The 14,140-nt window shown below is 29.5% G+C and carries 14 protein-coding genes; all 14 read right to left on the bottom strand.

The genetic code is table 4. From position 1 onward, the window contains the following. Window position 1: 1 nt before the first annotated feature. Entirely contained in the window at window positions 2-1,306 is a 1,305-nt protein-coding gene (obgE, locus tag E7Y35_RS00745; RefSeq protein ID WP_283272442.1) for a GTPase ObgE, read from the bottom strand. A gap of 70 nt (window positions 1,307-1,376) precedes the next feature. Then, window positions 1,377-1,625, bottom strand: a complete 249-nt coding sequence (locus tag E7Y35_RS00740; RefSeq protein WP_283272441.1) for a hypothetical protein — start codon at window positions 1,623-1,625, stop codon at window positions 1,377-1,379. Between the two features lie 67 nt (window positions 1,626-1,692). Further along, window positions 1,693-2,301 carry a DnaJ domain-containing protein gene (locus E7Y35_RS00735; RefSeq protein ID WP_283272440.1) on the bottom strand — a complete coding sequence of 203 codons (609 nt, stop codon included), beginning with the start codon at window positions 2,299-2,301 and terminating at the stop codon, window positions 1,693-1,695. A 137-nt stretch (window positions 2,302-2,438) separates the two neighbouring features. Beyond that, entirely contained in the window at window positions 2,439-3,086 is a 648-nt protein-coding gene (locus E7Y35_RS00730) for a chromate transporter (protein ID WP_283272439.1), read from the bottom strand. After that, a complete protein-coding gene (locus E7Y35_RS00725; protein WP_283272438.1) occupies window positions 3,086-4,042 on the bottom strand; it encodes a chromate transporter in 957 nt (318 codons plus the stop codon). The genes E7Y35_RS00730 and E7Y35_RS00725 overlap by 1 nt, the downstream gene beginning before the upstream one ends. A gap of 10 nt (window positions 4,043-4,052) precedes the next feature. After that, window positions 4,053-4,988 carry a tRNA (adenosine(37)-N6)-dimethylallyltransferase MiaA gene (gene miaA, locus E7Y35_RS00720; RefSeq protein WP_283272437.1) on the bottom strand — a complete coding sequence of 312 codons (936 nt, stop codon included), beginning with the start codon at window positions 4,986-4,988 and terminating at the stop codon, window positions 4,053-4,055. A gap of 244 nt (window positions 4,989-5,232) precedes the next feature. Next, window positions 5,233-6,114, bottom strand: coding sequence for a phosphate ABC transporter ATP-binding protein PstB (gene pstB, locus E7Y35_RS00715; RefSeq protein WP_283272436.1), 882 nt, complete (start codon window positions 6,112-6,114; stop codon window positions 5,233-5,235). Window positions 6,115-6,117: 3 nt separating this feature from the next. After that, window positions 6,118-8,349, bottom strand: a complete 2,232-nt coding sequence (locus tag E7Y35_RS00710; protein ID WP_283272435.1) for a phosphate ABC transporter permease — start codon at window positions 8,347-8,349, stop codon at window positions 6,118-6,120. Window positions 8,350-8,352: 3 nt separating this feature from the next. Next, complete coding sequence (locus E7Y35_RS00705; RefSeq protein ID WP_283272434.1) at window positions 8,353-9,063, bottom strand: PstS family phosphate ABC transporter substrate-binding protein; 711 nt, start codon at window positions 9,061-9,063, stop codon at window positions 8,353-8,355. Beyond that, window positions 9,041-9,256 carry a lipoprotein gene (locus E7Y35_RS00700; protein WP_283272433.1) on the bottom strand — a complete coding sequence of 72 codons (216 nt, stop codon included), beginning with the start codon at window positions 9,254-9,256 and terminating at the stop codon, window positions 9,041-9,043. Before E7Y35_RS00700 ends, E7Y35_RS00705 begins: the two co-directional genes overlap by 23 nt. Window positions 9,257-9,489: 233 nt before the next feature. Beyond that, window positions 9,490-10,164: a hypothetical protein gene (locus E7Y35_RS00695; RefSeq protein ID WP_283272432.1), complete on the bottom strand. Its 675-nt coding sequence runs from the start codon at window positions 10,162-10,164 to the stop codon at window positions 9,490-9,492. Between the two features lie 725 nt (window positions 10,165-10,889). Further along, complete coding sequence (locus E7Y35_RS00690; RefSeq protein WP_283272431.1) at window positions 10,890-11,894, bottom strand: hypothetical protein; 1,005 nt, start codon at window positions 11,892-11,894, stop codon at window positions 10,890-10,892. Between the two features lie 85 nt (window positions 11,895-11,979). Beyond that, entirely contained in the window at window positions 11,980-12,390 is a 411-nt protein-coding gene (locus E7Y35_RS00685) for a hypothetical protein (RefSeq protein ID WP_283272430.1), read from the bottom strand. Between the two features lie 184 nt (window positions 12,391-12,574). After that, window positions 12,575-14,026 carry an MFS transporter gene (locus tag E7Y35_RS00680; RefSeq protein WP_283272429.1) on the bottom strand — a complete coding sequence of 484 codons (1,452 nt, stop codon included), beginning with the start codon at window positions 14,024-14,026 and terminating at the stop codon, window positions 12,575-12,577. Between the last annotated feature and the right edge of the window lie 114 nt (window positions 14,027-14,140).

Raw genomic sequence — 14,140 nt, 5'->3', positions numbered from 1 at the left:
ATTATCCATCCCATTCTAATTCGTAATCAAAAATGCGAACAACATCACCTTGTTGTGCTCCTTTTGCTCGTAACATTTCAAAAACTTTTAAGTCTTGTAATTTTTTATTAAATAATAATAAATTATCATATGTTGTAATTGGTGTTTTCTGATATGCTTGATAAACTGCTTTTCCTGTAACTTTTCAAACACCATTGCCAAGATTATTAACAACCACTTCTGGTTCACTTGGTGCACTATAAGTATATACCTTATAATCATCTTGCTCTGTTGTTTGCTCATCTAATTGTCATAAAGCCTTGTTTTCGTTAATAGTTGCTAATGTGACACCAATCTGATTTACCAATAATGTTAAATTTTCGTTTTTTAACCCACTAACGGCAATAATCTCAGCCGTCGGCATTTGCTCTTTGAACTTTACTAAATTTGCTGATGAAGATTCTAAGTCCATTTTATTTGCCACAATAATTTCTTTTCGTAATTCTAATTTATAATTATAATCTTTTAATTCGGTTTTAATATTTAAATAATTTTGATAAACATCTTCGGTACCATAATTCCCTGACATATCTAAGACATAGACAATTAATTTACATCGTTCAATGTGTCGTAAAAAATCATGTCCTAAACCTTTCCCAGCAGCAGCTCCCGCAATTAAACCCGGTAAGTCTGCAACAACAAAACTGTAATTATTTTGGTCACGAACCACTCCTAATTGGGGTGTTAACGTAGTAAATGGATAATCAGCAATTTGTGGTTTGGCTTTAGAAATTTTCGCTAATAATGTTGATTTTCCAGCATTTGGTAAACCAACAAGACCAACATCAGCTAAAACCTTTAATTCACAACGAATTTCTAATGTTTCACCTAAATCACCAGCTTCGAAAATGGTTGGTGCCTTATTTTTTGCATTTGCAAAACGAGCATTACCACGACCACCTTGCCCCCCTTTCGCAAGAACAATTTCTTGATGATGAGCAATAATATCACCAATAACTTCGTTTGTTTCATTATTATAAATTAATGTTCCTAACGGTACTTTGATATATTTATTCACTGCATTCTTCCCATGCATATTTTTAATTGTTCCGTTTTCACCATCAGGAGCTTTAATTTCGCGCTGATATTTTAAATCTAATAAAGTATTCATTCCTTCTTCACCAACAAAGATAATACTGCCACCATTACCGCCATCGCCACCTGATGGTCCTCCTTTTGGAACATATAATTCACGATGAAAAGCAACCGCTCCATCGCCACCTTTACCTGCAAATAATTTAATTGTTGCAACATCAATAAATTTCATCGTTTATCCTTTTCTACATCCATTATTATCATTATACTAAAAGAAAACGAACAATCTGTTCGTTTTTTTGTTATTTTTGTTTTTTATGTTCAGCTTGTGCTAAAACAGATCCTGCCATTGATTTTTCAATTTGTGAGGCTGCTGGATCACGTAATACTTGAGAAGCAATAGCAGCTTCTTTCTCACCAGTATGTTTCTTAGTACGAAATTGTGCTAAGGCACTCCCTGCTAATTCTTTTGCTATTTTTGATGAGGCCGGATCACGTAATACTTGTGAAGCAACACTAGCTTCTTTTTTACTAGTTTTTTTATCTCCCATAATATTTTTTCCCTCCTTTGTACCCCCAATAATATAATTATATCATTTTATTAAGAATTAACAAAGGCTAAGAGAGAATTAACTTTAAACGCATATCACCACGTTCACCGCCAGCATAACCAGCATGGCCAACACGATGAATTGTTACTTTTTGTTTTGGTTTTGATAAACTTGGTAAATAAACAACAATGGTTTTTGACTCTTCATAGCGCCCAAACCCACCACAAGTTGTACAAAAACATTCAAAACCATTTTCAACATAATAGCCTGTTCCCTGACAACTTTTACAATTTTCTTCAACTAATAAAGTAACATTTGCTTTCCCGACATTAATAACATCAGCTGCTTTTAAAACAACCTTCCCAACTAACAATGGTCCCTTTTTTGGTTTTTTAAAACGCTTTTTTAATCAAGTTTTATTATTGAAATCAAAGAAATAGTCATATTTTACCTTATCAAAACTCGGCACAAAGAAACTTTCATCATATTCTTGCTTTGTTTTAGGATTTGACAAAATTTCATACGCTTCAATAATTTCACGGAACTTGTTTTCAGCATTTTTCTCTTTTGAAATATCTGGATGATATTTTTTAGCTAGACGACGAAAATTTTCTTTTACTTCTTCAATCTCTGCATTTGATGATATTTCTAATATTTTATAGTAATTCTTATTCATTATTGTCCCCTTATAAAAATAACTTATACAAATAAAATTATTACTATGATCATAACTAGTTAAAACTTAAATAGTTTTTAAGTTTTTACAATTTATATTATATAATAATTTAATAGTTTTTTCCAGAAAAAATAAAATTAATGAATAAAATAAAAAATACAGAACCCAATAACACCTGAACCTAAAATTACTCATAATGGATTAACTTTTTTATACTTTAAAAAGATAAAAACAGCCAGACTAAAATCAACAATAAAGTAAACACTTACCTTAACAATTTCAACCCAATTGCCCGTAATAAAATGATAAGGTCCCGCTTTTGCTGTCCCACCATATAAATTAAAATTAGCTACCGCAAAAACTAAATCAATAATCAAATAAAATAGAATAGCAATAACAACAGGTTTTAATAATTTTGAAAGATAGCGAAATTGTTTGCTTTCCATCGCAACATGTTTATCAACGCCAACCATAATTATTGTTGCTGGTAAAGTAATAACAACATAAGAAATAATCATTACTAATAATGATAACCCAATGTTTTGCTTTGAAACTAAAATTGATAAATAGGCTGTTAAATGGGTTGACACTGGGCCTGGAGTTACTGATGAAAAGATTAATCCTCAATTTCAATCTTGAACAGTAACTAGTTCATTTGCAATTGTTGGTGTCAAAATTAAAGTAAACAACGAATTAAAAATAACATAGAAAACTTGTCCACCACCAAAAGTAGTAATACCAACTAAAAAACAAACAATAATATAAAGAATAATATTTAATACCATTATTTTCGTCCTCTTTTTTGCTTATTTTTCCAACTGTAAATAATTAAACTAATAACTAGCATCACAAGAACAACAATGGCAGGAATATTGTAAGGGGACGGTACCGCAACTAAAAAAATAATTCAAAAAATCATAATTGGTAAAGAAACAAATAATGTAATTTCCTTCATTGAAGAACGAAACATTTTAATAATTAGGACAAAAATTAAAGCTAAAATAACTGGCATAATTGCCAATGAAATATATGCTAAATATAATTCAGGAATAGCATTTTGCAAAACAACAGTCAAAACACCAACTAATAACATTAATGGAAAATTAGCACACAAAGAAGCTGCTAATGCTCCTCGTCAACCATAAAGTTGATAACCAATAACAGCAGGAACTTGAATTGTGGCTGGACCTGGTAATGCATTTGATAAAATAACAATTTTATCAAAATATTCTGCACTAATTCACCCTTTCTTTTCAACAATTTCAGAAAAAATAATCGGCAACATCGCATTGCCACCACCAAAACCAATAAAAGCAATCTTAATAAACATTAAAACAATTGTTCAAAATAAATGTGGTTGTAAAATATTTAACTTTTGATAGTTAACTTTATTATTTGCTTGTAATGTTTTAACTTGTGTTTTAACTTCGCTTTTATTAGTCTTGGTAATACTCTTTCTTAAGTTTGTTATTGTCGTAAGATTTAAGTTAATTATTGTTTTTGTTTCTAAAATTTGTTCGTTAAAAAAATGATTCGCATTTAAATAATAACCACGGAGCTCTTCTTGATACTCTTTTTTAAGGTTCTTGCTTTTTTTTCGTCATCCTAGTTCTTTTGTTGTTGTTATTTCTTGTTTTGTTATAATATAACAATCTTTTCGCATTTGTTTATTAGTTTTTATTTGATGACGTTTTGTTTGAACTATCTCAGCAAATAATTGCAAATCTGATGGAATTTTCATATGGGGCCTCCTATTTTAAATAAGTACTATTTTGTAAATCAAGGATAATTTGGTGACAAACATCTTCAAATTGAGCATAGTGAAATGGATATCAATGAACATTTTTTAATTGATGTTTAAACCATGTCATTTGTTTTTTTGCATAAATTTTATTAGCCTGAACCATTGCTGCTAAGGTTGCTTCATATGATACTTCTCCTTTTAAATATTGAATAATCTCTGGACAACCAATAATTTTCATGCTTTGCTTTGTCACATCATAATTACAATATTCATATGCAGTTTTAACTTCGGCAAACAACCCTCGCTCTGTTAAACTTTGAACACGTTCAATAATACGTTGATAAAGTTCTGCTTTATCTGGGAATAACCCAATAATATATGGTTCAACATACCACTTATTGTGGGCTTGATCGTTAATTGACTTTAAAGTACCATTTTGAAAATAATATTCTAATGCTCGCCAAACTCGCTTACGATTATTGGGATGAATTTTAGCACTTTCAAGAGGATCAATTGCGGCTAATTTTTCTCATAAAGCTTGATTTGAATCCTGTTCATATTCTTTTGCTTTTGCTAAATCCCGTCCTTGATTAGAAAACTGATAATTTTTTAATAACGCATTAATATATAGCCCACTGCCACCAACAACAATTGGCAATTTGTTTTTTGCTCAAAGTTGATTTAAAATAACTCGTCCCTCTTTTTGATAACTATTAATGGAATAATTATCATTTAAATCAATTATTGATAATAAATGATGAGGTATCCCCGCTTGTTCAGCAAGTGTTATTTTATTTGTTGCAATATTCAACTCATTAAAAATTTGTGTTGCATCAGCATTAACACATTCTCCCCTAAATTGTTGAGCAACTTTAATTGATAAATCTGTTTTACCACTTGCTGTTGGTCCAACAATTAAAATGACTTTTTTTTCACCCAGCAAACCTCCCTAATCTCATTATAAATATAACTAATTTTTACTAAATAATCTACTTTTTCAAATGAAAAAACTAACAACAAGTGTTAGTTTTGATTTACTTTTAAAATAACTCTGAACCGCTTTAAGTGCTTGGGTGTAGAGTTATTGATTTATATAGCGGTTAATAACCCCAAACACACCTTAACGTTATAATAAACGTAGAAAACTGTCCTTACGGACAATTATATTTTATCATATTCTATCCTTTTTAACCAAAACGTCCTGTAATATAATCTTCTGTTTTTGTTTCTTGCGGATGTGAAAATAATAACGCTGTTTTGTTATATTCAATTAATTGCCCCATTCAAAAGAAAGCAGTATAATCAGAAATTCGAGCTGCTTGTTGCAATGAATGCGTTACAATAATTATTGTAAAATCCTTTTTTAAATCAGAAATTAGTTCTTCAATTTTTGCTGTTGCAATTGGATCTAATGCACTAGTTGGTTCATCCATTAACAAGATTTCTGGTTTCAAGGCAATAGCCCGAGCAATACATAACCGTTGTTGCTGTCCCCCTGATAAACTTAATGCTGAATCACATAAATTATCTTTAACTTCATCTCATAACGCTGCTTGTCGTAATGATGATTCAACAGTTTGGTCAAGAATTCTTTTATCAAAAATTCCTAAACTTTTTAAACCAAAAGCAATATTTTCATAAATTGACTTTGGAAAAGGATTTGGCTTTTGAAAAACCATCCCAACTTTAGTTCGTAATGAGATAATATTTTGCCGATATTGATAAATATTTTTATCATTATACATAATTGCGCCACTCATTTTTGTGCCTTCAATTAAATCATTCATTCGATTTATTGCTCGTAATAAAGTTGATTTTCCACATCCTGATGGACCAATTAAAGCAGTAACTTTATTTTTTAAAATATTTAAATTAATATCAAATAACGCTTGTTTTGTTCCAAAATTATAATAAAAATTAAATTTTTCAATTCCTAAAATAACATTTTTTGGCAAAACAGTTGGTGCTTTTAGTAATTCATGTTGGTGTTGATTTATTAAGCGACGAAAAAACCTTTTGAATCACTGTTTAATTTTATTATTCGAAGGTTGTACTGTTTTTTTCATCATAATTTATTCCATTTCCTCTTGTAAATTTTGAATCTTATGTTCTAACGCAGTAATTGATAGTTGATAATCTTCCTGTCTTTTCTGTTGATTAATATTTTTGACTTGTCTTTTTAATTTTGCTAACCTTGTTTGATATGCTATCAATAATTGTCCATTGTAATTTTTTACTTTTGCTGTAATTTTCACAGTTTTATCTGGGTTACGATAAGCTTTTTGAAGTTGTTTTTTCCATGCATTTTTTCGTCCTAACAAAGAACCACAATAGCATTTAACCAAAGTACTAATTATTGTTCATCATTTTGGTTGACGATTATTTTCAAACGATCCAATGATTTTAACAAAAATATTTAATGCCAAGACAAATAAAATAATAATAAAGGACAAATGATGAATCATATGATTTGTTAATTCGGTTAATGAAACTTGCAGTTGATTAGAAACAACTAGTAACAATCCTGGTTCATTAACTAATTGAAACACTTTTACTGTTAACGTTGTGCCAATATCACTAAAACCAGTCGGCATAAAGGGAGAAGATGTTAAAATAATAAGAACTGGAGCCGTTTCTGTAATAATCTTACTAATTGCAAAAATTACACCCGTTACAATTCCTCCTTTGGCATTTGGTAACGCAACTTTACAAACCATTCCGATCTTACTTGTTCCCAACGCTAAAGCAGCATCACGATATTCTTGAGGAACATTCCGAAGGGCATCTTCAACCACACGAATAATAATTGGCAAAGTTAGCATAAAAAACATTAATCCTGCTGATCAGAAATTGTGACCCAATTGTAATCCAACCACGAGAACAACATATCCAAAAATAGCAAAAACAATTGATGGTGTTGCAACTAATGCATCAGTTGAAAACTGAATTAAAGTTACTAAGCGACTATTCTTACGAGCATATTCACTTAAGTAAATTGCGGTAATAATTCCAATTGGAATTGATAAAAATGTTCCTGTGAAAATCAACATAAAGGTAGACATAATTAATGGTGGCAATTCATAATAGCCCACAAAAGCACTTGCATCAAACTGGGATAAATAAGTTACTGCGGCAAACCCATTAGTAATAATATCTAAAATAATTCAGGCAGTAAAACTAAGTGTTACTAAGCAAGTTATTATCATCCAAAAGATACGACAATAATTCATTGTTTTATTATAATAATTAGTTGTTATTTTTTTATCAATTAAAGCAAGAAAACTTTCTTGTGACAATCCTGGCGAATGTTTTGCCCCTCCTACCGTCTTAACTAAGGGTTGCCAATGTTTTCGCTTTCACCCAGGAATTAAATGTTTTCCCCGTTCTTTTTGGCGTTGAATTTTGTAAGTGGCTAAAATAATAATATTTAAAATTGAAACCATTAATAATAAAATTAATCCTAAGGCAAATAAAGCTGAACGATGTAAACTGGCCACATGCTCAGGTAATTCAATTCCAATTTGTGTAGCCAATGTTGCAATTGGACTAAATAAAAAACTTCAAAAGCCTTCGTTCAAATTAGGAATTTGTGCTGCCATTCCTGTTAATAAAATCATTGCTGTCACTTCACCAATAACACGACACATCCCAAAAATTACAGCCCCAATAATTTTTGTTTTAGCTGCTTTTTTAACTACTTTAAAAGCAGTATATGTTCGCGATGCCCCCATTGCTAAAGCAGCAAAACGATATGATTTGGGAACACTTAAAAAAGCATTTGCTGATAATGCAAAAATTGTTGGTAAAGCTAAGAAAGCTAAAATAACCCCTGCTGTTAATAAATTGGTTGGACCACTAGCCCCCATGCGGACAAATAACATTCCAATTGTTTCTCGTCCAAACACCGCAAATAAAACTGGAGGGATTCCTGCTAATAATTCAATAATAAAAATAATAAAAGTTCTCAGTCGAGGTGATAAAAATTCTGTTACAAAAAGAGCGGTTAAAATTGCTAACGGTGCAGCAATAATAATCGCCAATGTTAAAACTAAAATGGTACCAACAATAAACGCTAAAGCACCAAATTGGTACTCACCGGTTTCATTATTAATAACCCATTTAGTTCCTGTTAAAAAATTTCAAAATCCTTCATAACGCAAAGCAGGAATCGAACTTGCAACAATAAAATAAATAATCAAAAAGACAGCAATAATTCCACATAATGAAAATAAAGTAATTATTACTTTTGCAAAACGATCAGTAATTTGTTTGCGTTTAAAGATACTACTATTAATCTGCTGCATAAATTAATCTAGTGTTGGTAAATCAGAAAAAGGATTTGTACCATATCATTCTCAGACTGGAACTAATTCATCAGCTTGAATTGCTTGTTGACCCTTTTCATTATCTTTTAAGAACAACAGAAAATCTTTGACTAATGATAAATTTTTATTATCCTTTAAACGGAATGTTAACTCAAAATAACGTTTTAAATCATAATTTGTTTGTAAAGTCGCCGGTGATGCTTCAACGCCCTTATATTTTAAAATACTCAATTTAGCTTCATTAACTAATTTTTTAGCACCATATGAAACATATCCTATTGCCCCTTGAATATTTTTAACTTCTTGAATTGCCGCAGCAGTATTATTTACTGTTCTTAACTGTGAACTAAATTCATTAATATTCAATTTGTCTTGGAAAACATCACGTGTCCCTGAATTTTGTTCACGATTAATTGGAATAACTTTTGTTGTTGATTGACATCCTAACAAATCACCTCAGTTTTTGTCTGTACCTTGATAAATTTGCTTTAAAACATCAACTTTACTGCTAACAAGATCTAAGTCCGAAGGTGATATCACCTTACAATCTGTCGGTAAATTAGCAATTATTAAAATACCATCAATAGCAAATTTTAAACCAACATACGGCTCTTTTGTAAATTCTGTTTTTAAAGCTCGTGAAGTAAAACCAAGAACTAAGGTATTATCTTTAATCCCTGTTTCCCCCCCCACTAGAACCACTACTATTATAAGCAATTCTAATATCACGTTCTTGACTAAATTTTTTTAAAACAGAGTTCATTAAACCTTGAACCGAAGTTGATCCACCAAACAAATAAGTTGGTTTTTGCTTACAACTAATAACACTAATAGCACTAGTGCTAGCCAACGTTATTGCTGTTAATAATCCTAAAATTTTTTTCAAATCATTATCCTCCAAATGATTCTGGTAATTTAATTAGTATTACCTAGTATTAAACGATCAAATTGTAAACTGGAAAACTGTTTACAAGGTAATTTTTATGTAAAACTAGAAAAATTGCAACAAAATCAGATTTTTATCAAATTTGTTTCCATCTTAAAATAACTCACAACAAAAAATTTGCTTAAAATAAAAAGCATTAAAATAAATTTAATGCTTAAAAAATTATTCTAATTTTAGTTATAATATATGTTAATATTCCCAACAACATATACTGTCGCAATTCCTTTTGTTGATGTTCAAGAAGTTGATACTTCTAATGTTACAGCAATATTTAAAATGAGATCATTATAATTATCTTTTTCTCATGTATATAAAACATAACTAGATGCATAATGTCGTGCTAAATCTCAGTTAATAGTATTGTTTCAGTTATTATTGCCATATGTTTTAATGGCCATAGCATTTAATAAAACTTGTTTACCATCTCTGTCAACAATAAAGTTGTTGCGTTTTTCATAAAAATAATCTTTAAAATCTTCAAGATGATTAATACCTGCTTGGCAACTAGCATTACCTCTATTTTCTCAACTAGGGACATGATGTTCAGCATATGTGTCTCCATAGTTTGTAATAGCAACATCTGTGACTTGTTCTGGATTCATTGCTCCCAAATTAAGAGTAAGCATTGCTTTTTCCAATCTTGAAGTCCATCAGTCACCAGCAGTTACTAAGATTTTTTCTGGGACCTCATTTGGGACCGGAACTACTTTTATTTTTCCATTATCATAATTTTGTTTAGTAGTGTTAAACTTAGGTTTTACTTGGCTTAAAATAATATTGGCAACAACAACAGAGACACTACCACCAACAATTGCCATTGTGCCTAATAAACTTATTAATTTTCTCATTGCATTTTCCTTCCTTCATTTTAATTTTTGACTATGTTTTTTAAATTAAAATGCTGGTGGATAACACCTTTTTCCAAACTAAGAAAGTCATTTTTTTCACAAAAAATTAATACAATGCATTACCTCTTGTCATTTATTTTTATGAAATTCGTAATATATGAAATCCATAATAACCACACCTTTTAATAATTAATAGGTTTGATATAATGATATTTAATACAAAAAAAGAGTTTCAACTATAAACTCTCATAAAGCAACAAAAAAATGTAAATTAATGAAAGCATAGTTGTATATGTATATTCGCGATCAGGAGTATACTTTCATATTAAGATTTATGTCCTCACTATAACATTATATATTTAAAAATACAGTAAACAAAAAACAAAAAAAGATAAAAAGTGTTATAATAAAAGTGGTTATAAATAAAAAAATGAGAGCTAACCACTCCTAATGCAAGTTAAACTATCCTATTTGGATAGTTTTTTTATTAGATAAAAAATTTGCAGTAGTAGAGTGATTAATTGCAGAATGTCACAAATAACTTGTAACCATTCCATTAAAACCACCACCTAACTACTTTTAAAATAATTAAGGAATGGTTATAACTCTCACTTTGATTATAGCACTTTGAATTCACCCTTGTAAAAAATTTTGATTTTAATTAAAAAAGAAACAAAGTATTTTTTTGCATTTTATTAAATAATTTATGATATATTTAAAAACTATTAATTACTGTGTAAACCTAATAAACTAGAAATAACAAAGTTTCCAATAAGATAACTTGAAATTGAACCATAAATATCAGCAACAACTAATTTGACACCAATTGTCTGTTCGATTGGTAAAATTGGTAAGTTTTCAAAAATATTATCATTGCTCTCAACAATTGGATGACCATCAACAAAGTGTTTTGTCCATTTGTTTGTATCTCATGCTGTAAAAGCAAATGTAATTCCCGCAATATCTGGACTAATAATATTTTGACTATCAGTTTCATTTCAAATTTTTCTTAATTTAACATTATATTCAGTGTTAACTTCTTTTAAAAATGTATTAAGTAAAATATGATAAAAAATTCCTTGATCAAATCTAGTATTTTCATTATAATCAAAGCTGTTTGGATTTAATGATCATGCATGAGCATCTTTAAATCAGTCAGCTGGATTGTTACTACGAAGTTGGTCAACATATAATCAACGCTTTTTATCAATTAAACTTGCATTTCATGTACTACCATCAAAATACTTCACTAATTCATTTAAATCAATCACAGTTTGATTTTTACTTTTGTCATTTAAATATCAATTATATTTTTCAACAACTTTTGGTCACGGCTGACTAATCATATCACGTGAAGATAACAAACTTTTTTGCATATATTCCAAAGTATCTTTTTTATTTGCTTTATTATTAGCCATCTTCTGTTGCATTACTAAATATTCCTGTGCTTGATTAAATAAATTATATGAATCCATCTTTACCGTCATAATATTTTTAACTGGATTAAAATTAGGATTTCATCATTCATCAAGATTATAATCAAATAATGACTTAATTTTAGCATCTTTGGCATTACTCAAAACAGCGGCATTAATTGCTTTCTGTGTGTTTTCTGAAATTTTATTATTTGAAATATAAGGTAGTTCAAGGACTGGACTGCAGCCAGCAACTCATGTTACTGGAGTAGCTAAAATGCTAATTGCAGTAAAAACACTTAACAATTTTTTCATTCCCATTATCTCCTTTACCAAAATTAATATTTTTGGCATTGCGTAATTAATATTATATTATTTTTTCCATAAATACAAGATTAATTTATCTTTTTTCTCAAATTGGACTTGCTTCAGCAACTTTCATCATTGTTGCCTTAATAATTTTGTCACTTTTAATATTAACAGGTTTTTGAAATTCTTTTTTGTTATCTGTTTTTGTCACCCCATGTACTGCTGCTTTTCAATCATTTAATGACCCACGACGAGCTTTCGCATTTTTTCAATGCATTGCAAAGCAATTATTAACTTCTAATTTACCACCTTTTTCTAATGGCAATAATGGTTCAATAACTCACCCAAATTCCGTTTCTTTGTTTAATTCTCCAAGTTTAATAAATGCACCGGCAATATCACGACGAAATAATAAATTATTACGTCCCCCACCACGAGCAGTGTTATCTCAAATTGCTCGAATTTCTGGTTCTGATAATTTTGTTGAATGTTGTTTTCCCATAAATAGTCCCCTTTAAATTAATAATTTTATTTTAATCAATATAGTAATTATACACTATTTTATGATATTTTAAAACCCTTTACCGAATGCTAAACAAGCAGGATGGTAAGAAATTCTTAATAGAACAAAAAACAAACTAGTTAAAATTTGTCTTAGTTTTAAAGTTAATCAACTTATTATTTAATTAAATATTTCCTAATTCTCGTCAACGGAACGAAGTTTTATTAAGTTTTTTTACTTCCCTTTTATTTAAGTAATAAAGTATGATACCACATATTAAACCAATTAAAACACAGCCAATGGCAATCATCAATAAGATTTGAATTCCTTCCAAATTATAACCTTTTGTTTGCTGATCAGTAAATGATTTACCAATCGCTCCGGCAACATAATTAAACCAAGCGTCAGGAGTAAAGGCTAAAAACGAAATAACAGCTAAGGTATTTGCATAACTATTTTTTTCCATTGGTAGTTCTCCAATTTGGACAAAACGTAAAGTTAATAAGGCTCACCCAATACAACCAATAAAAATGAATAAAGCACACATTATAACATGAAATAACACCTTAATTGTTTTACCTTGATTATTAAATCATACTGCACCCCAACCAGGAATTAAGGTAAACAATAAACATGCTAGCATTCCCACTAATAAAATGAAAACTAACCCTAAAACATACGATTTTCATCTATCTGATAAACGTCCAATTGGATTTGCCACTAAAAATCGCAATCCATATGATCTAATTCCGCCTAAAACCGTCACAATTGTGACATTTATCCCAATTACAGTTAACGCATCTTTCATATAATAAGAAAATACGGACTGAAACATATACATTCCAAAGACAAAAATTCCGCAAAGTCAAACTCGTAAAAATTTAAATGGCTGTAGCAAATTTAAAAAATGCTTACTAAACTTAATTGTCTCTTTTTCTGTTCGTTTTTTATTAGGAATAAATAATAAAGATAATATTCCCATTAATAACACCATTCCACAAATACAATACGCAAAAATTAAAAATGGTAATGTTCTAATATTTGCGCTACTATTTGCTAAATTTTTAGTAACCTCCGTAACACCTGTTGCTGCCCCAGCAACAACAATTATCCCAAAAAAACCAAGAATACTACCTTGTAAACCATAAGCTGCTCCCTGCTTTTCCTTTGGCACATTTTGAGAAACTAATTTTCATAACGGATTCCAAAATAATCCTGCAATTGAAATTCCTCATAAAAAATAAATAACATATAATTGTGTTAACCGAATTGTTTTATCCATATTTAAATTTGTTAAAGTTGTTCATCACATCCCAACGATACCTGTCATTAATAAGGCAATCACAAACATAATTTTAGCATTTAATTTATCGGCAAGATAACCCCCTGGTATTCTTGAAACTAACGCCGTAAAACCATAGATTGAAATTGCAATATCAAATTCAGATTGGGATAATTGCAAATAATTATGAAAATTAGGCATAATGTATCTTAAATATAAGACACCACTAAAAACAAATAAATCAGCTAACGCTAAAATGGTAATAATCCCAATTGTTTTTTTATTTAAACCATGTGTAAAATAATTAACAAACTTTTGCTTTCTCCGAAGCGGCTCTTTTTTGATCTCTTCCATTTATTTTTATTCCTTCCTTTATAAATATTAAACAATATGTTTACAAATAATTTGTTAAGAATTATTAACAAACATTTTAATCAATATTATTTTTGCTAATTTTTGATAGAGTTC

The organism is Spiroplasma sp. SV19 (genome assembly GCF_030060925.1).
Lineage (GTDB): Bacteria > Bacillota_I > Bacilli_A > Mycoplasmatales > Mycoplasmataceae > Spiroplasma.
This window is presented reverse-complemented; position numbering and strand designations above follow the sequence as displayed.